This window comes from Sphingobacterium sp. UBA7625 (genome assembly GCF_002484085.1).
GTDB classification, from domain to species: Bacteria; Bacteroidota; Bacteroidia; order Sphingobacteriales; family Sphingobacteriaceae; genus Sphingobacterium; species Sphingobacterium athyrii.
On sequence record NZ_DLJD01000026.1, the window covers coordinates 70,788 to 95,047 of the forward strand.

14 protein-coding genes are annotated in these 24,260 nt (G+C 41.7%); all 14 read left to right on the forward strand.

All coding sequences use genetic code 11. The features are described 5' to 3' along the window. Nucleotides 1–3: 3 nt before the first annotated feature. The 14 genes from B4G94_RS10800 to B4G94_RS10865 all read left to right on the forward strand — a co-directional run bounded on the left by B4G94_RS10800 (nucleotide 4) and on the right by B4G94_RS10865 (nucleotide 24,103). A complete protein-coding gene (locus B4G94_RS10800; RefSeq protein WP_286858832.1) occupies nucleotides 4–1,518 on the forward strand; it encodes a RagB/SusD family nutrient uptake outer membrane protein in 1,515 nt (504 codons plus the stop codon). A 13-nt stretch (nucleotides 1,519–1,531) separates the two neighbouring features. Beyond that, the gene (locus tag B4G94_RS10805; RefSeq protein ID WP_286858834.1) at nucleotides 1,532–2,638 is read left to right on the forward strand and encodes a fasciclin domain-containing protein; all 1,107 of its coding nucleotides are present in this window, start codon (nucleotides 1,532–1,534) and stop codon (nucleotides 2,636–2,638) included. 22 nt (nucleotides 2,639–2,660) lie between these two features. Next, entirely contained in the window at nucleotides 2,661–3,773 is a 1,113-nt protein-coding gene (locus B4G94_RS10810; protein WP_286858836.1) for a DUF5007 domain-containing protein, read from the forward strand. Between the two features lie 12 nt (nucleotides 3,774–3,785). Next, nucleotides 3,786–6,944 (forward strand): SusC/RagA family TonB-linked outer membrane protein, encoded by a 3,159-nt coding sequence (locus B4G94_RS10815; protein ID WP_286858837.1) that lies wholly within the window; start codon nucleotides 3,786–3,788, stop codon nucleotides 6,942–6,944. 12 nt (nucleotides 6,945–6,956) lie between these two features. Next, nucleotides 6,957–8,504: a RagB/SusD family nutrient uptake outer membrane protein gene (locus B4G94_RS10820; RefSeq protein ID WP_286858838.1), complete on the forward strand. Its 1,548-nt coding sequence runs from the start codon at nucleotides 6,957–6,959 to the stop codon at nucleotides 8,502–8,504. Nucleotides 8,505–8,515: 11 nt separating this feature from the next. After that, entirely contained in the window at nucleotides 8,516–9,280 is a 765-nt protein-coding gene (locus B4G94_RS10825; protein WP_286858839.1) for a fasciclin domain-containing protein, read from the forward strand. Nucleotides 9,281–9,310: 30 nt separating this feature from the next. Continuing rightward, a complete protein-coding gene (locus B4G94_RS10830) occupies nucleotides 9,311–10,927 on the forward strand; it encodes a DUF5008 domain-containing protein (RefSeq protein ID WP_286858840.1) in 1,617 nt (538 codons plus the stop codon). 15 nt (nucleotides 10,928–10,942) lie between these two features. After that, complete coding sequence (locus tag B4G94_RS10835; protein ID WP_286858841.1) at nucleotides 10,943–12,679, forward strand: alkaline phosphatase family protein; 1,737 nt, start codon at nucleotides 10,943–10,945, stop codon at nucleotides 12,677–12,679. A gap of 16 nt (nucleotides 12,680–12,695) precedes the next feature. Further along, nucleotides 12,696–14,066: a DUF1735 domain-containing protein gene (locus B4G94_RS10840; protein ID WP_286858842.1), complete on the forward strand. Its 1,371-nt coding sequence runs from the start codon at nucleotides 12,696–12,698 to the stop codon at nucleotides 14,064–14,066. A gap of 47 nt (nucleotides 14,067–14,113) precedes the next feature. Further along, complete coding sequence (locus B4G94_RS10845) at nucleotides 14,114–15,157, forward strand: PKD domain-containing protein (protein ID WP_286858843.1); 1,044 nt, start codon at nucleotides 14,114–14,116, stop codon at nucleotides 15,155–15,157. A gap of 296 nt (nucleotides 15,158–15,453) precedes the next feature. Next, a complete protein-coding gene (locus B4G94_RS10850) occupies nucleotides 15,454–17,742 on the forward strand; it encodes a GH92 family glycosyl hydrolase (protein WP_286858845.1) in 2,289 nt (762 codons plus the stop codon). A 158-nt stretch (nucleotides 17,743–17,900) separates the two neighbouring features. Beyond that, nucleotides 17,901–18,281: a hypothetical protein gene (locus B4G94_RS10855; protein ID WP_286858847.1), complete on the forward strand. Its 381-nt coding sequence runs from the start codon at nucleotides 17,901–17,903 to the stop codon at nucleotides 18,279–18,281. Between the two features lie 151 nt (nucleotides 18,282–18,432). Then, nucleotides 18,433–19,539, forward strand: coding sequence for an efflux RND transporter periplasmic adaptor subunit (locus B4G94_RS10860; RefSeq protein WP_108636337.1), 1,107 nt, complete (start codon nucleotides 18,433–18,435; stop codon nucleotides 19,537–19,539). A gap of 13 nt (nucleotides 19,540–19,552) precedes the next feature. Beyond that, nucleotides 19,553–24,103, forward strand: a complete 4,551-nt coding sequence (locus B4G94_RS10865) for an efflux RND transporter permease subunit (protein WP_286858848.1) — start codon at nucleotides 19,553–19,555, stop codon at nucleotides 24,101–24,103. Nucleotides 24,104–24,260 lie beyond the last annotated feature (157 nt).

Here is a 24,260-nt window from a genome sequence, read left to right on the forward strand (position 1 = left end):
GAAATGAAAAGATACCACCTTATAATTCGTTTTTTACCATTTTTCCTACTCACTCTGGGAGGGTGTAAGAAAATGTTGGATATTGATTCTTCTCGTACAGTCAAAGAGGAGAATATGTGGAATGCCCTTGAGGATACCCGAGCAGGTCTGATGGGGATCTATGGTCTGACCAAAGCAGCATTGGACGATAATAATGCGTATTGGCTTTATGGAGAAGTTAGGTCGGGGGATTTCGAAAGTCCAAATCGGCAGGATTTAAAGGCTATTATTAAAAATGACCTCAAGGCAAATTATGAATCTTTAAACGCATTGTCCAATTGGAGACGCTGGTTTGCGGTAGTCAACGCTGCTAATATATTTATGGAACGCGCTCCGGAAGTACGGACAAAAGATCTGCGCTATACCGAAAATAACCTGGTGGTAGATGTCGCCCAGGCAAGATTTTTACGTGCCTATGCCTATTTTAATATGGTACGTATCTGGGGTGATGTCCCATTGATTTTAAATTCCCACGATGGAAATTTTGAAAATAAAGGTCGGGAGGATCGCCTAAAAATCTATGCCTGGATCGAAAAGGAAATGTTTGATGCTGCACAGCTCTTACCTTACTCTTATAGCACAGGAGATGAACAGCAAATAGGCAATTATTACAATGAAGCCTCCTCACGCTGGAGTGGTGCACTCGTCCGTAAACTTTCTGCCTATGCCATCTTAGCACATTTAGCCGCCTGGCAGGCAAATTATGCGGATGCAGCTGCATACACACAATTTATTATGAACAATTATTCAAAAGGGGGAGCTTATTATTTATCAACTTCATTTTTAACAGATGGTAATGGGTTTTTCTTTGAAAAAAGATCAGAACAGATGTTTTCTTTCCCCTATATCTGGGCACACGTTGAAGCGTCGTTCACAGGGCATATTGAAGAACTTACACTTGCCTCTCCTGTGGTGAGTAAATCTGTTCCGGATATTTATATGCCGAAGGAGACGATCCTAAAAACCTTTAACGAGAAAAAAGATCAACGCTTTAGCATCGATACACTCGGAAATCCGAATACGGAAGTCTATTTCCGAAATTTTAATAGCAAATATCCCATTTTTAGCAAAATCAAATGTATCATGGGCGGTTCGTCCGATCCCACCTTCCGAATTTTTACCAGTGCGACAATTTTGACCCGACTGGAAGATATCACTTTGTTGCGCGCCGAAGCGCTTGCTGTACTGGGGGAGAAATCTACAGCGATTGAACTATTGAATGAAATCAGGGAAAGGAGAGGCCTCAAAGTTTATAGCGAAACGGTCAATGGCGATTTAATTGATGCAATTTTTTTGGAGCGGAAAAGAGAATTGATGGGAGAGGGGCATCGTTGGTATGATATGATCCGTCGTGAAAAGATCAAACATGATAATCCCCAGTTGGCCGGATTAATTGCAAACGATGGAATCTATTGGCCAATTGCCAAGGAAATTCTGGCCCAAAATAAGTTGATAGCACAAAATTCTTACTGGAAGTAAAGGAACAACAAAAATGAGAAAGAACCTATTTGTACGCTGCATATATGCATTTTTAGTTTTGGCCTTGCTCTACGCTTGCGCCAAGGATAAAGGCTATTATTCGCCGATATCGAAAGAGCAAGTTTATAAGGGCAATTTATATAGCTATCTGAAAAGTAAACCCGGGGTTTACGATTCGCTGATTAAGGTGATTGATCGGATCGGCTTACAAAAAAAACTGGAGGACAGCACGGTGACTTTGTTTGCATTGACCAACGCAAATTTTCAATTGGCTATTCAGAATCTCAATAATACGCTGAATGTCTCGGATAAGCCGGGGCAGTATCTGACCTCGGTAAAATATGAGATACTTGACTCATTGATGTGCCAGTATATTGTCCAGGGAAGGACCTCGAGTGATTCACTTTTAAATCAAGACGGTAAAGATGTTCGTGGTATCCGCTATGGCTATCCGATGCATATTGGATTGAATCGACAAGCTTCGTCCGGATTCTTGGATGGTGGACCAACTATCATCGACTTTTCTGATACCAGAAGATCTGTTTTCAATCGGAACTGGGTGACCACGGAGACAAGCTCACTAAATATACAGACCGACAATGCAGTGGTGCATGTGTTGAATCCAGACCATGTTTTTGGTTTCAACAAGTTTGTCAGTCAAATCATATACATCCCACCACCAGAGAATCTATTCGTTACAGTCGGTGGTAAGGGCTCCGCATCAAAAGAAGCTTCTGGCGGGCCAAATGCGGTAGAGGCATCCAAGTACGTGTTTGATGGTAATCCGGAGACCAAATTTTTCCTTTCAAATCCTGGACAATTCTATTTGCAATGGGATTTTCTGGTCGCGGTGGCCGCTAACAGTTATACACTCCGGTCAGCCAATGATATTCAGCAGCGGGATCCAACAGACTGGACTTTGCAGGGACTGAATGAGCAAACAGGCAAATGGGAACTTTTGGATACCAAAAAAGACGAAGTATTCGACGAGCGGTTTCAGTTACGTGTATTCTTCTTCAATAATACCACAGCCTATAAAACCTATCGTTTGAATATTGCCCGGATGTATAGCGGGGGTGATTTCCAGTTGGCAGATTGGACGATGAACCGCAATCAATAAACCAAATTAACAAGATATAGACATGAAAATTTCGAAAAGAAATAGTACGATATATAGGCATGCATGCTCCTGGGGTTTATTGATCTCGTTGTGTGCGGGCTTAAGCGGGTGTAAAAAATTATACAATCTACCGGATGAAAAGGACTTTTTGAGTGTGAATCTGACCTATGATGGAAAATCCTTTTACCCCATTTTGGGCCGTACAACGCTTATGGGGACAGTCAATACAGATCATTCAACCACACCATTGCATTTTGAGATTATTAATCCCCGCTATGGTGATGGTAGACCTTACACTGATCTTTTTCAGGTAAAACCTGTATACCAGTGGGTCACACGTTATGATGGTACAGAAAAGAATCTGGAAGAAATTGAGGCCAAGCGTAAGCTGGTCAACCGTCCACTTTTTGAAGTGGATTCCACCGGTACCTTTATCCTCTGGAATTCTTCTACCAATGAGTTGATCCCGCCCCGTTCTAAAGACAGTATTGATCTCGTTCAAAATGTACGTTATTTTGATCTCAAAGTCTCTAATTCTGGTGGCTCGACCATCGTTAAAGATTTTATGATTCTTCCCTGGCGGGTGCAGGATTATGAGCCTTATTCGGATAAGAATCCCTATAATGGTGAAGTTGCTCCCGATCCACAAGATCCCAAAAACCCCAAGAAGCAAAGTTACATTTGGCCCGCTTATATGAACAACGTTTACGGCGAGTCTTCCAACCAGCTTTTGCGGACAAATGATGAATTCAAAGATTTAGTTGTTTATATCCGCCGTTTCGATGGAGGCAATGGCCATAATCTGCGATTTGTTTTTTGGGATAAAGACAAGAAACCGATCAATCCCGAAAGTTTTAATGAAACAAACTGGGCTGAACTTGTGCACGGTTTTAACATAAAGAAAACGCCTACTTATGTGCAATATGATGTGGCATATCCGATTCCGTTGACCAATTATCCGACCAAATACACCAGCGGAAGTAGCGCAAAAATTGATTTTGGCTATTCAAGGATTGGATTTGGGGGGACATTGATCACGGCAGGATTTGGCCTAAACTTCAAAATATTTACCAAAGGTGATTGGGAGATTGTCTTCCATTTTCAACGGGAAAATCCACGATTTGATAATGAATAATAGCGGAAAGTTATGCAATTAAAAATATTTTATAGCAGATTTATTTTACTGGCGTTGTGTATGCTTTTGTCTGTTGGGGCTTTTGCACAAGCGATTATTATGTCCGGCAAAGTAACGGATGATAAGGGGCGGGCGCTTGCCGGGGTAACTGTGCGTTTTGGAAAAAGCTCACGTGAAGTTACCTCGACGAATTCCTCGGGAGCGTTTAGCGTGACTGTTAGCACCGGCACGTCAATCGCATTTCGATTGATCGGTTACGAAGGGGTCTCGATGACTGCCCGGGCAGACCGCACAGTAACTGTTCGTATGAAGGAACTCGACAATCAGATGGATGAGGTTGTAGTACGGGGCTATGTCAAGCGGCCAAGGGAGACAACTACCGGGGCTTCGACCAAAATTAGCGGAAAAGAAATTCAGGATATTCCTGCAGCCAATGTAGAAAACCTGCTGCAAGGTAAGGTGGCTGGGTTAAATATACAGGTGAATACAGGGGCTCCAGGGTTTAGGGGCTCAACGCAGATCCGGGGACTTTCGACCATTAGTGTCAGTGGCAGTGGAGATCAATCGTTTTTGACGCCAACGTCACCCTTATATGTCATCGACGGGGTACCCATGGACGCTGACCGCGCAAATGAGTTGGGATTGAGCCAACAGGGGCCGGGTATCAGTCCTTTGTCATTGATTCCGCCTGAAGATATTGAAAGTATTGAGGTTCTGAAAGATGCACAAGCAACATCGTTGTATGGTTCACTGGCCGCTTACGGTGTTATTATTATCAATACCAAGCGCGGCAATTCTGAAGTACCCAGGGTACGGTATACAGGTAATTTCTTTTTGAAAACACCACCAAAACTACGGGCGACTTTGGGCGGAAATCTTGAACGCCGCCTTAAACTGATGCAAATTTACGGCAATGCCTTATCTCAATTGGATCTGGATCAAATTTCGCAGACACCCATGTTGTCCGACAGTTTGAATGCTTATTATAATAACTCGACTAATTGGCAGGACTTATTTTATGCAACAACTTATAACCAAACGCATAATGTCGCCATCGATGGTGGTAACCAGAAGTTGAACTATAAAGCAAATCTGAATTATTACAATGAAAACGGGATCATCAAAAATACCGGTTTTGATCGTTACATGGCCAATATGCGCTTTGAGTACTATCCAAATGAAAAATTTAGGTTTACAGCTCAGGTAAATGCATCCCTTGGATCTAAAAGTAAGGGAAATGGCTTAGGTATATTGCAGTCTGGAGTTGCAACCAATGGAACATTCTCTACCTTACTCCCTGGGCCCTCCTTTTATCTAGCATCATCGGGATATAACTCGGCTTTGCAAACAAAGAATGATAATTCCTCCAAGTCGATCAAACCATTTATCGAAGCGTCCTATGAATTTCTCTCCGGCCTACGCGCAACAACGACTGTAAGCTATGAGTCTACTTCTGACAATGAGAATACCTTTACGCCGGCTGCGGCAAACGGTCAGTTTGCCCAGGTGTATGCCTACTACGGGCGTTACAATTCCCTCTATAATCGGAATTCGATCAACTATAGTCATACGTTCAACGAAAAACATACCGTGTTCTTCAATTTGTTCAATGAAATCCGCACCTTAGAAAAGCAGGCAAATGCGGCATTACAGGCACGTACGCCAAATGATCAATTTGAAGGACCTTTGGGTTTTGACGGGTATTTCTCCAAAGGTGGGGGGCTATTGCGACGCGGATTTGGAAAAGAACGTGGGTTATCTTTTGCGATTGCGGGTACCTACGATTACATGAAGCGCTATGTGGTAGATCTTTCCTACCGTAGGGATGGATCTTCTCAAAACGGATTTGGAAATTTGTACACCAAAAACCCAGCGGTAGGTTTCCGCTGGAATGCCTACCATGAAGAGTTTTTAAAAGAAGTCGATTGGATAAACCTACTTTCCCTGCGAACCAGTTGGGGGGTAAATGTGATGCCCAATAGTACATTGGAGCGGGTCTATGGTAAATACGACATTACGGGGAGTTACAATGACAAGATCGGTATCGGTATCAATTATGAGCAGATTCCAAACCCAAATCTAAAACCTACGACAACGACACAATATAATCTTGGATTAGACCTCGCTCTCTTCAACAATAGGTTTGAAATGACTTATGACACCTATTATAAAAAGGTGGATAATATTCTTTTCGAAGAGCGCCTGTCTTCTTCTTTGGGGTTTGAAAAGGTCAATAGTAATTCTGCTGCAATTGCCAATTATGGGCATGAGCTTTCCCTGATGTTCAGACCTTGGACCGAAGGACGCTTTACCATGTCAATTGGCGCGAATGGGGCCTATAATAAGGATGTATTGCTCAAGTTGCCAGAGCATTATGGCGGTCAATTTGTCCGTTGGGAGAACGATGATAAATATAAGCAACATGTTGTTTTTCGGGTTGGTACATCAACTATGTCTAACTACATGTTGCTAAACCGTGGTGTATATAGTACAGATGCCGATGTGCCTGTGGACCCGGCGACTGGCCGACGCTACCGGATGGCAAATGGTACTGAGTTTCAGGCCGGAGATCCCATTATTGCTGATCTTGATGGCAACTATATCTTAGATGAAAATGATTATGCGCGTACAGGAAATTCTCAACCCTTGATCACAGGCGGTATGCAATTGAATTTTAATTACAATCATGAGACTTTAGGCTCATTTGGATTAAATGTATATGCATCTTATACAGCCAAACGTACAATTTTAAATAATGCTCTGGCGGAACGACTCCAATTAATGAGTGATCCTTATGGAGATAAGGCGGTAGTTCCATTGGATGATATCAACATGTGGATGAAGCCTGGTGATGTAGCGAAGTATCCCTATGCTTATGATTTTAAACGGTATGCGAACATCAACCCTTTCCGAATGGATCAGGATCTATGGGCTGAAGACGGATCCTACTTTAAATTAAACAGTGTAACGCTTTCCTATATGTTTACAAAAAATGCGGCAAGACGGTATGGTATGGAGCGCCTGCGCGTGTTTGTATCGGCAGAAAATTTAAACACATTTTCGAAATACAGCGGTCCCAATCCAGAGAATGTTACAAGTATGGGAAGGGATGGTTCTGGTGGATATCCCGTTCCAAGACAATATAATGTAGGTGTTAATATCGATTTCTAATAGGTTGTTGTCATGAAAATTAAAATGAATTTAGGAAAAATCGCAGTTGTCTTATGCCTATGTGTATTTGTTACTGTGAGCTGTAAGAAGTTTTTGACCGTTGAGCCCATTGATCGGCTTACAGGGAACAATTTTTATCAATCCAAAGAGGATGTTGAAGCGAATATTGCCCGTATCTATAGCCAGTTTTTTGAAAAATTGAATGAATCTTGGGTGATGGGTGCCATAGGAGAGGCTCGGTCTGGTGAAATATTTCCATCTCCGACCTCTTCAGGCGACCGGATGATCCTGCGGGATCTGGGCACGAATAATATGAACATGGTTTATATCAATAGTTCTTCTGGAGGTCGCTCAAGTGGTTACCAGATGTATAAAGTTGGAATCTGGGATACCTACTATAAAGTGATTCAAAGTTGTAATATCCTTCTTTCCAAATTGGAGGAAGGTATCCCTGGACTTTCAGCCCCCGATAAAGACCGCTATAAAGCAGAAGCGACATTTATGCGCTGCCTCAGCTATTTTTGGATGGTTCGGCTTTATGGTGATGTGGTTTATTATACTGATCCCTATTTTGCGCAGCAGTTGGGTAGAGAGGACATGGTGTCTGTCATCGACAAGTGCATCGCTGATCTGGAACCGGTCAAAGATATTATGCCCTGGACTTTTGGCGATGCTTCACAACGTGGCGCCAGGGCGAGCCGTGGAAGTATTATCGCTTTGTTGATGCATATGAAAATGTGGAATGCAAACTTTAATCCATCTATTGCAACGAAATATTATGAAAGCGTCGCAGCTCTAGGTAAGGAGCTGCGGGGTAGTGGCGCACATTATTTGTATGCGCTTACACCGGAAAATTGGGCTAAAGTCTCGAAAGGCCGTACCGAAGAATCTCTTTTTGAATTTTATCGCACGATCAATTATGGCGATCAAAATAATGCCTATGCTCCCTTGTGGGACCACTTTTTGAGGTGGCCATATAAATTCCCACGTTACAATCAACAATTTAGCATCGCGTATTATTCATCCGTGTTTATGTCGCGGATTTATCCCTTGAACGGACCGGCGGATAAACGAAAAGAGATTTGGTACGAGGATATGTATGCGAATGATGGTCTATTTGTGTTGAAAAAATTTGCTGCAAATGTATTTGCCTCAGGAAATGAGGATTCTAATCCGGACAATACCTTTATGATTTTTCGCTATGCCGATGCACTTCTTTTGGAGGCCGAAGCTTTGGCAAATCTTGGATCGGCACGTGAGGCCGAAGCAATCAACGTTTTAAATATTGTTCGGGACAGAGCTGAAGCCCCCAGATATACTGGCGGCGGTACTGAGCTCAAGAACTTCATTTTTGAAGAGCGCTGTCGAGAATTGATCGGGGAGGGGGTACGCTATTTTGATCTGATCCGAACACGACGGATATTGAACCCGCAGTGGACAATGGCGCCGATGACAATTGATCAGTACAATCGACGCGCCTGGACATGGCCTTTGGACGCTTCGGCTAAGAATTTTAATGCTAAAATCGTATTGAACGAATATTGGACTAGTGGAAACTAACGATGTGTATTATGAGAAGTTTAAAAAATATAAGCTACGTAATTTTGATAAGCCTGTTGTTTTGTGGTATAGCTTCATGTAAGAAAGATGATTATTACAAAGATGGTGGATTGGCGCAGGCGAAATTTGAGGGATCAATTATAGCCTATCTGGATTCAAAACCGAGAGAATTTGATTCCATTGCACAGATCATCCGTTTGGCTGGATTGGAAGAAGATTTCAAAACCAAAGAATTTACCTTCTTTGCACCAAGGGATGAGAATATCAAGAGGTTAATTGGTCTGGCAAGAGGAAATGCACAAAACGGCCCTTCGGGTGCCAATATGTTGCTGTACCAATTGGGGAGGGATACAATTAAAACACTGGCGGATGTAGATAGTACGATTTGGCGAAAATATCTTTTGCGGTATATGTTCAATGGAAAACGTAAACTGATGGATTATCCGCAGATTGATTTCGACTTATTAAATGTCTATAAGGGGCAGAATTATACGTCGTTTGGTAATACTGTCTCTAATATTGGTGTGGTGTACAATGACGCTATTAATGACTCGGACAAAAATAACATTACCAGATTGAAATATATGGGGTATAGGCAGCTTCATATTTCTTATATCCCAGATATCAGTAGGCCAAGGGAATGGATTTCTTGCCCCGTTGCCTCCTCTGATATACAGCCTGATAATGGTGTTGTGCACGTTATCGATTATACAAAAGCTGAGTTTGGATATGGAAGAGGAGAGATTATGGTTGATATTTTGGAAAGTAAACGTTAAGAACCAGTTATGAAATAAATCATGGATGTTATGTATAGAATCATGTGGAAATATATTGCCCTATTGTTTGTTTTCTCTCTCTTTTTCGGATGTAAGAAGGATGACAAAACATTTTCTGCACCCTATGAGGAGGGATTACCTCCTTTGGATATCGAGATTAATCCAACAGATAAGATGCAACCGGAGTCTGGAAAAACCGGTACGGAAACAACTATGCGGATCAAGGGATTGGATAAATATAAAGATAAAGCGGTTATTCGATTCAATGGAGAAAAAGCTGATGTGATTGAACTGACCGCAGATCACGTCAAATTGAAGGTGCCTCCGTATGCAAGTACAGGTGTACTTTCGGTAACAATTGATGATATCGTATTCTTTGGCCCACAATTTACTGTTTTAGGAAATGTGGCAATAGATGCAACCTTTCAGGTGGGCGTGGGGACAAATAATTTTGTTTCGGACGTACTCTATTTGGAGGATGGTAAAATGATCTTTACCGGTGCCTTTACAAATTATAATAATAAGGGGTCAATACGTCCGATAAACCGCCTGGTGCGGACTTTTGCTGATGGTACTTATGACGCAAGTTTTCGCATAGGAACCGGCGCAAATAATTCACTGAATAGCATTTTAAAGTTTGGTAACTTTTACTATTTGGCGGGATCTTTTTCTGGATATGGGCAGCGGAATGCCGATATCAGCAATTTGACCCGGATCAGTATGACAGGCGCGATAGACACTATGGGGATCAAACCATTCCGTAGACCCGGTCAATCGGATACGTTGAAATATTATCCTGCGTTTAATGGTGGATTTGACGGCAATGTGGGGAATATTTATGAATCTGATGGGAAAATTTTAGCCACGGGAAATTTTAGATATTATATACATCGTACCTATGGTAAGCCTAATAAACTGGAAACGAGAGACACTGTTATTTTGGACAGTACGGAAATCCGGCACGTTGCCCGGCTCAATACCGATGGTTCATTGGATAAGTCGTTCAGATTTGGGCCTGATGGTAAACCGTTTGTCGGTGGAAATGGCAGTGTTGCCACAGTTTATCATACCGTTGGTCCACTAAAAGGAAAAATTTTGGTGTATGGTGGTTTTAACCGGTTTGATGGTGAGTCCAAAGGGTATATCGCCCGCTTAAATGAAAATGGCACCTTAGATGCAACATTTAATCCCGGTGCACAAGGCGCCGATTACAACATCTCTTCGGTCACGTATAACAGTGTGACGAATAAGTATCTGGTCGTGGGCTCTTTTACAAAATACAATGGTTCTACGGCAGTCAAAGTCGCCTTGCTCAATGCAAATGGCACGTTGGATCCTTCTTTTCAGGTGAAAATATTCGAGGGTGGAGACCCATCGTATGGTGTGCAGCTGAACGATGGACTGATCGTATTGGCGGGAGATTTTGTGCGCTATAATAATATCGCCCGTAACGGATTTATGATTTTAAATGCAAATGGCGAATTGAATGCTGCATACAATACTTCGGGGTACTTTTCAGGATATATCAACAAAGCTGTTGAAACGAAAACGGAGGATGGAAAACGCGCATTGCTACTGATGGGATCTTTTGATCGATTTAATAATGAAGAAGTGCGCAATTTGATTCGCATTAAACTGGAACAATAACCTAAAATTAAACGGATGAAAATGCAAGATAATTTTCGAAATATACATTTGTGGCTAATTTATTTACTGCTGATTTCGACGATGGCTGCCTGTAAGGATGAGTTTGGACGCGTTATACCGGACAATCAGGGTAAGCAAGATACGGTAGATTTAGTGTACGGAAAGCCAAAAGTACTGCTGATAATAGCGGATGGGGCCAGAGGTGAGTCTGTCCGTAATGCCAATATTCCTGTCATAAACGGGTTACTGGATCATGCCATTTATTCATGGGTATCGTTGAGTGAAGAGCATGAAGATAAGCAGGCGACAGGAGCCGATTTGGCAAGTATTATTACCGGAGTCACCCAAAACAAGCATTTGGTAATTGGAGACAATTTTAGCAATAATAACCTACAGACTTTTCCTACAGTCTATACGCGGATTGCTGCGAATGTTAAAGCGCCCGAGTTTAAAGTGTATAGTAGCTCCAAATTGTTTGTTGACAACCTGGCTCCTACAGCCGTCGCCAAACTTGAAGGTTCTGATCAAGCAGTTGCTGATGCCGTAAAAGAAGGGTTGAAACAGCCGGACTTAACGATGTTGACTGCCCATTTCACCGAAATTGACAAGGCTGGAAAGGCAACAGCCTATGATAATAGCAGTGTGCGATATAAAATGGCGATCGAAAACTTCGATAAACAAGTGGGCGAAATCACAAAGGCACTGGAACAGCGGTCGACCTTTAAAAAGGAAAATTGGCTGGTGATTATCACCTCAAGTAAGGGTGGGCCTTTTGAAATTCCTCCAGCACAAAACGACAACACGATTTTTAGCAATGCCAATGTCAATACATTTACCATATTCTATTCACCTAAATATAATTCAAGATTTATCAATAAGCCTTATCTGGGGAGCAGGTTTTCCGGAGACTTTCTACGGTTTAAAGGAGGCATATTTGCCGAGATGGCCGAGGCCGATACACTTTTTGACCTGGGAGATAAGAATAGCGAATTTACCATCGAATTAAAGGTGAAAAAGAATAAGGGGCCAAATAATACATACAGGTTTCCAAATTATCCGTCTTTTATTGGAAAACGTGAAAAATGGGAGTCTGGCGCGCCTACCAACGGATGGATTATGGCCTTTAAGGAAGATTATTGGATGTTTAATGCGCGGGGCCCGAATGGAAGCGGAGAGGTTAACGGCTCGAAATTAAACAATGCAACCTGGAACAATGTCACCGTTGTGGGATCCATAAGCAGTGGCGGAAAAAGGGTTATCAAAACCTATACAAATGGGTTGCCAGGAAATGAAATGGATGTCAGCGATTGGGGCGTGATTAAAAGTCCTGCAAAACTGCGGCTTGGGTTGGTCAATGGCGGTAGCAATTGGAATGAAGGTGACTATTATATCGCAGATGTGCGTTTTTGGAAGAAGGCTTTGCCTGAGTCGGTTGTTTCACAATATAATTGTGAGGTTGGGATAAGTGAGGATCATCCTTATTTTCATACGTTAGCGGCGAATTGGCCAGTCGTTGGCACGGTCACAGACGGTGTACTTTATGACGAAGGACCATTTGGAAATACCTTGAAAGTTGGTAATACAACATATGAGATATCAAAACTCAATGATTTTCTATGTGCCCCTTCCGTGGAGACCATCAGCACCTTAGTGCCGAAAAGTACAGATATTACTGCGCAGATTTTCAGTTGGCTTCAGATTGCAAGACAGGAGAACTGGCAGCTGGATGGTCGAGTGTGGATTGATAAATAATCTTAAAGAAGATAATATGAAGAGATTTTTTTATTTTTTGGCGATGATTTTGAGTTATGGCCAATTCATGGGCTGTTCGAAAGATAATCTTGAAGTATTTAACTTGCAGGATAATAGGCCTGTGCAAGTAATTGCTGAAGGCGGGGGCAAAGATCTGGTCAAGACCAATGATTATGTTCAGGTACCCATGAAAGTTAAGCTGAGCGCTCCCGCATCAAAAACTTTTGATGTCGAGCTCCAGCTGAATACCGACACGGTAACGAAGCTTATTGAATCAGGAGCTTTAAAAGATGTAATAACATTGCCTAATTCGGCTTTTTCTTTCCCGAATGTGGTTAAATTTCAATACGGTTCGGATACGGCTTCCTTTGTGCTCACTATATCCAGAACGGAAATTGAGCGGGTGTATGGTGAAAAATTTGCACTTTCTTATAAACTAACGAATCCGGGTAAGGGCAATCAGTTGGGTAATCCCAATAGCATCATTATAACCCTGGATTCCAAAAGTTTGCTAACGGCTGCAGATATTCATTATCTTTCCATAACAAATTCTCCCGCAACCATCATTTTGGCAAGCAGTCACAATAATTATAATACAACCCCTTCAGGGATTGAAATCCCATTAGGGGTTTCATTGGCCTCATTTCCGAGTAAATGGTTTTATGTGGAAGTACGCGGTACGACGGACTCCATTTCAAATTGGATAGCTAAGAAAATATTGCCCGCAAATACGATAGGATTGAAAGATAATGAGTTTATGCTTCCATCACGTGTGCAGGTATTGGGTAACAAGTCATCTGCGGACTTCAATATTTCAGTTCCTTGGGACATTATTGCAAAAAATAAAGACAAATACCTGGCAATTACTGTCTATTTAAAAGATCCGACATTGCATGTCATCAATCCGAAAAAGAACTATACAACTATTTTAATTGACTGTGCGAACGTTGTTGAATTTGATGTGACGCAAGAGGGGACGTTAACGGTTAATAGGGATAATAATGGCGGACCAAATGCAGGTGAGGGAAGTCTTAAATTTGTAGATAATCTGATAAACTCCAAATTTTTGCAAAGTGCTTTTACAGGTGATTTGCAATGTACATTGACCTTTACGCGCACACTTAAAATTGGAGCCTACACACTTACTTCTGGAAATGACGCGATCGAACGTGATCCAAAGAGCTGGACACTTGAAGGTTCTCTTGATGGTAGCACTTGGGAAGTTATCGATACGAGGACAAATGAAAGTTTCCCAAATCGTATGCAAACACGAAGATTTAACATACAGAAACCGGGCAATTATAAAATTTATCGTCTCAACATCACGGAGAATGTTGGTAGTAGTTTGTTCCAATGTTCGGAGTGGCGGATGATTGAATTCTTGTAGTTTGCGCTTGTCACTTGGGTTATTTTATAACGATGAAAATTATAGTCATGAAATTAGGAAGATATATTTATAGTATAGTTTTACTATTTACCTTAATGGGCTGTGGTAAGGATAAGGAGGTTGTGGTTGAAAAACCGCAACTCCCTAATCCTCAGTCAGCCTTCTCAATCAAGCAGATCGCTAAGGATGATCCCTTTACATTTGCATTTACAAATCAATCTAAAGATTACACGGAAACGCGCTGGAGTTTTGGTGATGACAGTACATCATCTAAAACATCTCCACAGCATACATTCTTAACCACAGGAACTTTTATTGTGAAGTTGCGCGTGCTTAATGAAAATGGCGATTGGGCGCAACGCGAACAACTGGTGACAATTGATGCAGAAAAATTGGTACGCTTCAATGCGACAAAAAATGGAACGGGTAAACTGACCTTGAGCTACGATAGCGACGTTGCGGTGAAAGGCGTCACCTGGTCTGTGATGACGGATGAGGACAAGTACCAACAGGTTTCTGATCAGGCCAGAGCCGATATAGCTATTGACGTTGGAACGTTTGCAAATTATAAACTTGCCGTCAAGACACCAAAAGGTTCTGTGATAGAAATTCCCAAATTACTTACGGACCTTGGGATCGTCAAAGACTTGACCAATATCGACAATACCTTCTACATTTCGCAGGATAATTCCAGCGGGCCTGATGCGGGAGAGGGGTCGAAGAAGCTTATAGATGGTGATCTGACAACTAAATTATTTATCGGTGGCTACCAGTCGGGAATGTTCTGGCAATTTACGTTCTATCAACCTCAGACAATCAATGGGTATACCATCACGACCGGAAATGATTCGCCCGAACGGGATCCCAAAGACTGGGAAATACAGGGGTCTAATGATGGCGAGACTTGGGTGACTTTGAATACTGTCACAGGTTATAGCTTTGGTACAGCACCCACAGACCGAAGAAGATCGCAACCGTTTACGTTCTCGAACACAAAATCCTATAGCTATTACCGTTACGTTGTGAAAGCTGTATCATCGGGGTCAAACTTTCAAATGACAGAGTTCAGGTTATTAGAGTTGCCACAATAACGGAAAAAAATAATTTTAGCTGCAATAGAATGTATGCAAGCTAGAAAAAGTAGGGTGATTTTTAGAAAGCAGTATTGAGGTTTACAGGTCATAAAAAAGCTGGACTTCAATGCTGTTTTTTTTAACAAAAAAATACAGAGAATAAGGATTGGAACTACCAAATAATCGTGCTTGAATTGTAACCATCTTGTGAAAAACAGGGCTTTTATTGCTTATATTTAAAATTCTTAATTATATTTACTAATACGTTTTAGCTTTTAGGTTGTTTTTCAGACAGCACCAACCAGATCAATATCATGTTCAATATTAAAAAATTAACAGGCGCTATCCTTTTTCTTTTAGCAGCTCAGGTGAGTATGGCACAGCAATCCTCGCCAGTAGACTTTGTAAACCCGCTCATAGGTACAGAATCTAAATATGAGTTGTCTAACGGAAATACCTATCCTGCCATTGCACGTCCCTGGGGAATGAATTTTTGGACCCCGCAAACAGGCAATATGGGCGATGGGTGGGTATATACATATACTGCTGATAAAATCAAAGGATTTAAGCAAACACATCAGCCTAGTCCCTGGAATAATGATTATGGCCAATTTTCTTTGATGCCCATGACGGGTAAACCACAGTTTGACCAGGAAAAACGCGCGAGCTGGTTCTCGCATAAGGCCGAAATTGTGAAACCTTATTATTATAGTGTTTATCTGGCAGACCATGATGTGACTACAGAACTTACACCTTCACAGCGCGCGGCTGTTTTTCAATTTACTTTTCCAAAAACAGACAACGCCTACGTTATTATCGATGCATTTGATAAAGGATCTTATATCAAGGTGATTCCTCAAGAAAATAAAATTATTGGCTATTCGACAAAAAATAGCGGTGGTGTTCCGGACAATTTTAAGAATTACTTTGTCATTACTTTCGATCGGCCTTTTTCCTACAAAGCCGGTGTAACGAATGGTAATATTAAAGACAATCAGCTGGAAGTTCGGGATGATCACGCTGGGGCGATCGTAGGTTTCCCTTCGTTAAAAAGGGGAGAGAAAGTAGTGGCCAAAGTTGCATCTTCCTTCATCAGTTTTGAACAGGCAGCGCTTAATCTGAACGAAGTAAAGTCCAAAACATTTGAACAGGTTGCCATGGAAGGCAAGGAGCAATGGAATGAAGTGTTAGGCCGTGTCCAAGTTGAAGACAATAATATTGATCGCCTGCGTACTTTTTATTCCTGCCTTTACCGTTCGACATTATTTCCACGGGATTTCTCGGAAATTGATGCTTCTGGAAAAAGAATCCATTATAGTCCCTACAATGGACAGGTTTTACCCGGCGAGATGTTTACGGATACAGGTTTTTGGGATACATTCAGAAGTTTGTTTCCACTCTTGAATTTACTCTATCCATCCATGAATGACCGTATGCAAGCGGGATTGGTGAATGCTTATAAAGAAAGTGGCTATTTACCAGAATGGGCATCACCCGGACACCGTGCATCTATGATCGGTAATAATTCCGCTTCAATAGTAACAGATGCCCTGATAACCGATCGAAAAGGTTATGATAAAGAGGTGCTTTGGGAAGCCCTAAAACATGGAGCCCATAACGCTTATCCCAAACATTCCTCTACCGGACGCTTTGGCCATGAATATTATAACAAATTGGGATACATTCCAGCAGATGTAAAGGTAGATCAGAATGTGGCAAGGTCACTGGAATACGCTTATAGCGATTGGTGTATTTATGAATTTGGAAAGACGCTGGGGAAACCAAAATCCGAAACAGCCATTTATGCGCAACGTGCGATGAATTATAAAAATCTTTTTGATCCCACGACAAAGTTGATGCGGGGCAAAAAATCGGATGGCTCTTTTGTGGATAATTTTGATCCTAGTGCTTGGTCTCGGGAGTATACGGAAGGTAATGCCTGGCATTGGAGCTTTTGTGTATTTCATGATCCCCAAGGGCTAATTGATTTGATGGGCGGAAATAAATCTTTTGTTGCTATGTTGGATACCGTGTTTGTTATCCCGAGTTATGAAGGAATGAAAAGCCGTAGCATGATCCATGAGATGCGCGAAATGCAAGTGATGAATATGGGGCAGTATGCACATGGTAATCAGCCTATACAGCATATGCCTTATCTCTATAATTATGCGGCAGAACCATGGAAGGCACAATACTGGGTTCGTAAGATAATGGATAAACTATATCTCCCGACGCCAGATGGTTACTGTGGAGATGAGGATAATGGACAGACCTCGGCTTGGTATGTTTTTTCATCACTGGGATTTTATCCTGTATCCCCGGGTTCGGGAGAATATGTGATCGGTTCGCCTCAGTTTGATAAAGTAACCTTGAAACTCGAAAATGGTAAAGAAGTACATATCCATGCAGCCCAACAGGGAGTAGATCAGGTCTATGTGGATCAACTTTCCTGGAATGGAAAAACTTATGATAAAAACTATATCCGTTATTCAGACTTATTGGGTGGTGCAAATCTGAATTTCAAGATGGGCGCGGAACCGAATAAAAATAGAGGTATCAAGAGAGAAGATGCACCCTATTCGTTCAGTAATGAAAAACGTTAAATGAAGCTTCAATAAAAAAATATTTTTTAAAAAAGCAGGTTGTATATGTAGTTCGATCTTATTAGATGTCAAATAAAAAACCATGATGACAAATCCCTTCGCTGTCATGGTTTTTTTACATTAATAAAATAATCTTAGCAGTTTAAAACCATACCTTTGTGATTCGAAAATTCGATATGTTAGGTAAATTATTCCATCTTCTAACACTCTTTGCGTATCTCAATCTCTTGACGTATGATTCATTCTCATCAGCGACAGGACAGGTTTTGCATGCCGGAGAAACGATCGTGGAATATTTTTTGGATGATGTATTGGATTTAGAACCTATTCATTCTTCACAGGAAGAGAAAGTATTATTGCAGGACGATTATCGTATATTTTCTGTCAATAGTCAGGTACTATCCATCTTTATATTTGTTTTTGGGATTGTATTTACTGCGTTGTGCTTTTCGAAGGATAAGGTGCATCCTTTTTATCGGTCAAAGACACTCTGTCGACCGGGATATTATGAGTTCTTGTATAGATTCCGGCCTTTCTAGGTATTTCCCTTTTACTTTTCTATCGGAGTCTATAAAATCTACTGCTTTTTAACTTTTGTTAATGATGTCACAAGGCAGTAGCTTCCTTGCGTTGTTATGCAATATTATTGTAGCTCCCATCTAGTTTAACATTTTATTTTTTATCGTTTTTATGAAGAAATTACTTGCGCTGTGCCTATTATTGGGTACGGTAGGGATGCTGGCTTCCTGTCGCTCCTCCAATGCGAATGCCGAGCAAAAAGAAGAAATTAAAAATATCCCCGTTACACCCTTGATTGTAATGGATACAACAGTCTACCAGGAATATATTGCAGATATTCAGGCTTTGAAAAATGTAGAGATCCGGTCCAAACTGAACGGTTTTTTGGATAAAATCTTTGTGGACGAAGGGGCTCGGGTAAAGAAAGGTCAAGTGTTGTTCAGATACAATAACGAAGAATATCGTTCGGAACTCGCCAAGGCGAAAGCGCAATATGATAACTCCATTGCTGAAGCGCAAAAAATTAAGCTTGAGATGGAAAGAACTCAGAAATTGGTGGATAAAAATATTGTGAGTCCTTCGGAATATAATCTATTGAAAATTCAATTAAAGGCCGCCAATTCCAAAATTGAGGAAGCGCGTGCTTTAGTTAATCAAGCTCAGACAAGATTGGATTACACGGTGATTCAGGCTCCATTTGATGGTCGGATAGATCGGATTTTATTAAAGGAGGGATCACTACTGACAGAAGGAAGCCTTATCACAACGATTTCGGATTTAAGCCAGGTCAATGTGTATTTTGATATTTCTGAACGAGAATACCTGACGATGATGCAGGATAAAATGAATGGTAAAGAAACGCGTAAAACTGTAAAATTGATCTTGGCTAATGGGGTCTTATATCCACATGAAGGCGTTGCTCATATTGTAGAAAGTGAATTTGAAGCAAATACAGGATCAATTTCCCTCCGTGTACAATTTCCCAATGCTGAGCATATCTTAAAACATGGGGCAACCGGCAAGATTGCCGTACCAATGGAAACTGGAGAGCATGCATTTGTACATCAAAAATCAGTATTTGAAATACAGGATAAAACATATGTCTATACCATGCAAGCGGATAGTACAGTCAAGATGACACCCTTTATTGCTGGGCCTCGTGTGGGGCATTATTATATAGTAGAAGGTGGTCTTGATCCAAATGTTAAAGTGGTCTATGAAGGTGTGCAAAACTTGCGTAATGGAATGAAGATTAATCCAAAATTGAGGAAGCTGTAGCGGAGGATAAATTATGTTTGAAACATTTATAAAAAGACCTATATTATCACTGGTCATATCGGTTTTTATTACCCTCTTGGGATTACTGGCCTTATTTACATTACCGATTACGCAGTTCCCGGATATTGTTCCGCCTTCGGTGGTGGTGAATGCCAATTATACGGGGGCAAATGCGGAGGTAAGTACCAATGCGGTGGCTATCCCACTAGAAAAAGCAATCAATGGTGTTGCAGGGATGACTTATATGAACTCCGTGTCGACCAATAACGGAAGCACGGTGATCCAGATTTTCTTTGAAGTGGGAACGGACCCAGATATTGCTGCGGTAAACGTACAAAATAGGGTAACGACAGTACTCGATGAACTGCCCGAAGAGGTCATTAAAGCTGGGGTAACGACAGAGAAGGAAGTCAACTCGATGTTGATGTATCTGAATGTGTTCACTGACGATGAAACTGCTGACGAACGTTTTATCTATAACTTCGCCGATATTAATATCCTGAAGGAATTAAAACGTATCGAGGGGGTCGGTTTGGCCCAGATTATGGGTATGCGTGACTATGCGATGCGTGTATGGGTAAAACCGGATCGTATGGCCGCCTATAATATCTCTGCGGAGGATGTGGTGGCGGCTTTGCGCAAACAAAATATTGAAGCAGCGCCCGGACAAACTGGGATAAGTTCCGATAAGATGCGAAATATGCAGCAGTACGTTTTGCGTTACCCTGGAAAATTTACAGAAATTGACGAATATGCGAATGTGCCTATTCGTGCAAATTCCAACGGTTCCATTATTCGTATCAAGGATGTGGCTGATGTCGAGTTTGGTTCCCTGGATTATGAAATGGTGTCCAAGACCGATGGCCGGCCATCGGCCTCTATTATGCTAAAACAGCTTCCCGGATCAAACGCACAGGAAGTGATTCAACGGGTAAAAGATCGCATGGCGGAATTGAAGCAGACCTCGTTCCCAGCCGGTATGACCTATACCATGGGCTATGACGTGTCCCGTTTTCTAGATGCGTCTATTTCGTCGGTGATAAAGACGCTATTGGAAGCATTTCTATTGGTATTCATTGTCGTGTTTATCTTTTTACAGGATTTTCGAGCGACAGTTATCCCGATTTTAGCCGTACCGGTCTGTCTGATCGGAGCTTTGTTTTTCATGCAGATGTTGGGCTTCTCCATCAACTTACTTACACTATTTGCACTAGTATTGGCGATCGGAATTGTGGTCGACAATGGGATTGTGGTCGTGGAGGCAGTTTACGCTAAAATGGAAGAAGAACATTTGCAGCCTATGGAAGCGACTTTGGAAGCTATGAAAGAAGTCGGTGGTGCGGTCGTGGCAATCACCTTGGTGATGTCAGCAGTGTTTGTTCCTGTTGCTTTTCTGTCGGGGCCAGTGGGGATATTTTATAGACAGTTTTCACTAACTCTGGCGGCGGCTATCGTGATTTCAGGTATTAATGCCTTGACATTGACACCAGCGCTATGTGCGCTTTTTCTCCGGTCGCCACATGACCGCAAGCCGTCCAATAATTGGTTAGACCGTTTTTTCAAACAATTCAATGCTATTTATGACCGAACCGCTTTCGGTTATAAAGGAATATTGATGAAAACAAGTGCTAGACGCGGACTCACACTACTATTGTTGGGTGGATTCTTTGTTGCTACTTGGGGAAGCAGTGCGATATTGCCATCGGGTTTTATTCCAACAGAAGATCAAGGTATGATCTATGTCTCGGTAACTACACCTCCGGGAGCAACAGTAGATCGTACAGAGCGCGTATTGGATAAGATTGATTCCGTTGCACGTAAGTTGGATATTGTCGAAACAGTTTCAACCCTATCGGGATATAGTATCGTTACTGAGGTCTCCGGTGCATCGTATGGAATGGGGATGATTAACCTTAAACCTTGGAAAGAAAGAGATCAAACGGTCGATGATGTAATCAAGGAATTGCGGGAGAAAACAAAGGATTTTGTAGATGGGCAAATTGATTTCTTCCCTCCTCCGACAGTTCCGGGATTTGGTAACTCTTCAGGTTTTGAATTACGGTTGTTGGACCGTAGCGGGAATGAAGATCTCAATAAGACGGCGGAGGTATTGCAGAAATTTATGGAGGATATGGAGAAAAGTGAAGTCATTCAGGATATCAGTTCCAGTTTTGATGTTAACTTTCCGCAGTATATGCTGAAAGTAGACTATGATATGGCTGCAAAGAAAGGGATATCGGTAGAAAATGCAATGAATACCCTACAAACCTTGATGGGGAGTCTCTATGCAACAAATTTCATCCGTTACGGGCAAATGTATAAGGTGATGGTACAGGCAGGACCTGAGTATCGCCAGCGGCCTGAGGATGTACTCCGTCTATATGTAAAGAATGAAACCGGAGAGATGGTACCTTATAATGCTTTTATTTCCATGGAGCGTATTTACGGTCCAGAGCAGATTACGCGTTATAATATGTTTAGTTCAGCGATGGTGACAGGTCAGTCTTCTCCTGGGTTTAGTTCAGGACAGGCGATCGAGGAAGTTGAAAAGATTGCATCATCTTTACCGCAAGGTTACAGTATCGAATGGTCGGGGATGACCCGTGAACAGAAGATTTCAGGAAATCAGGCCCTGTATATTTTTGCGCTCTGTTTACTCTTTGTTTACCTGTTGTTGTGTGCTCAGTACGAAAGCTTTTTATTACCATTACCAGTTCTCCTCTGTTTACCTGCCGGAATTTTTGGAGCCTTTATTTTCCTGAAAATATTTGGCTTGGAAAACAATATTTATGCCCAGGTCGCACTGGTCATGCTGATCGGTCTTTTGGGTAAAAATGCGATCCTAATTGTGGAATACGCCAATTTAAAATATAAGCAAGGAATGGATATCGTAACGGCTTCAATTGAAGGGGCTGTTGCTCGTTTACGCCCTATTTTAATGACTTCTTTCGCCTTTATCGCCGGACTGATCCCATTGATGATGGCTAGTGGTGCCGGAGCTTTGGGAAATCGAAGTATTGGTACAGCTGCGGTCGGAGGGATGCTTATCGGGACGATATTGGGTGTGATTGTTATTCCGGGACTGGTCATCTTATTCTCGAAAAAAGAGAATAAGAAACAGGTCATAAAACAGACCTCATTGGTGATTGCTGCACTTATTCTTTTTGGTAGCTGTTCCGTTCCCAAGAAGGCGGCGCAACCTGAAAAAATTGTCATACCGACAGCCTTTTCAGAACGAGCAGCTCTTGATAGCGTAAATGTGGGTAATCGGTCCTGGCGGGAGATCTTTAAGGATCCGCTTTTAGTCGCATTGATTGATTCCGCTTTACAGCATAATATTGATATTCGTCAATCGATCTTACGGCTAGAGTCGGCGCAAGCTTATTTTAAACAACGAAAGGCTGCATTAGGCCCCACGGTTGAAGCAGCAGTTGAAGGGGGAATACGTAAATATGGGCATTACACAGAATCTGGTATCGGTAATTATGATTCGAATTTCTCCGATAACCTGAAAAGCGATGAAAAACTGCCTGAACCATTTATTCCTGATTATTTTATCGGACTTCGTTCTTCTTGGGAAATTGATCTATGGGGTAAATTAAAAAGCCAGAAGCAAGCTGCTTATTTTGGTTTTTTGGCCGAGCAGGAAGGGAGACGCTTATTGGAAACCGAATTGGTATCTAATATCGCAACAGCCTATTATGAGCTGATGGCCTTAGATCAAAAGATTAAGGTATATAACCGTAATATTGAACTACATACCAATGCCCTTGAAGTGGTGGAAGTAAAGAAAGATGCCGGTTATGCTACCGAGCTGTCTGTTCAACAATTCAAGGCGCTATTGGCAAATTCAAAATCTGCTCAAGAAAAATTGAGTCAGGAGATTGCACTTTGGGAACATCATATCAATGGATTGCTGGGACGGTATTATCAACCTATCGAGCGCAGTGCATACGTTGAGAACACCAATCTCTATCATGCAATGGCCTTTGGTACACCAGATGATCTGGTCAACCAGCGTCCGGATATCAAAACAGCCTATCTGAAGATGATGGCCTCGTCAAACAGCCAGGAAGCATCTCGGCTTGCTTTTTTGCCTTCGGTAGCTATTAGCCCTTTTGTCGGTTTGCAGAGTTTCAGTTTCAACAAGTTGTTTAATCTGGACAAGTCCATTGCCTATAATTTATTTGGTGGCATTACATTGCCTATATTGAATCAAAGACAATTGAAGACGCAGTATGAAATTGCAAAGGCTGATTATGGAATTGCTTTTTTAGACTATGAGAAATCTGTTGTAAACGCCTATAATGAAGTGTCTAATGTTATCATGACCCAAGAAGCGATCAGCAAACGGCGAAAGTTTGTGGATGAGCATGTAAAGGCATTGGATCTATCCATTGAAGCCGCACAAGAATTATTTATTGCTGGGCGGGTGACATCGTTGGACGTCGTTACGGCACAAAAAGAATCCTTGGAGGCCCAGATCGGAAAAGTCGAATTGGAGAAAGAAAATACCCTGAACCAGATTTTACTTTACAAAGCTTTGGGCGGTGGATGGAAATAAACCAAATGTCCAGCTAATTAGGAAAACTATTTTTCATGCGATAAAGAATTAACTTGTTAATTCTTAGATTCTTAATCGGATCAGGGAAAGAGGCCGTCGTGAGATGTCCTCTTTTTTATTGTTATTTTTATGTAGTTTAGCTTTGACTATGTTGAAC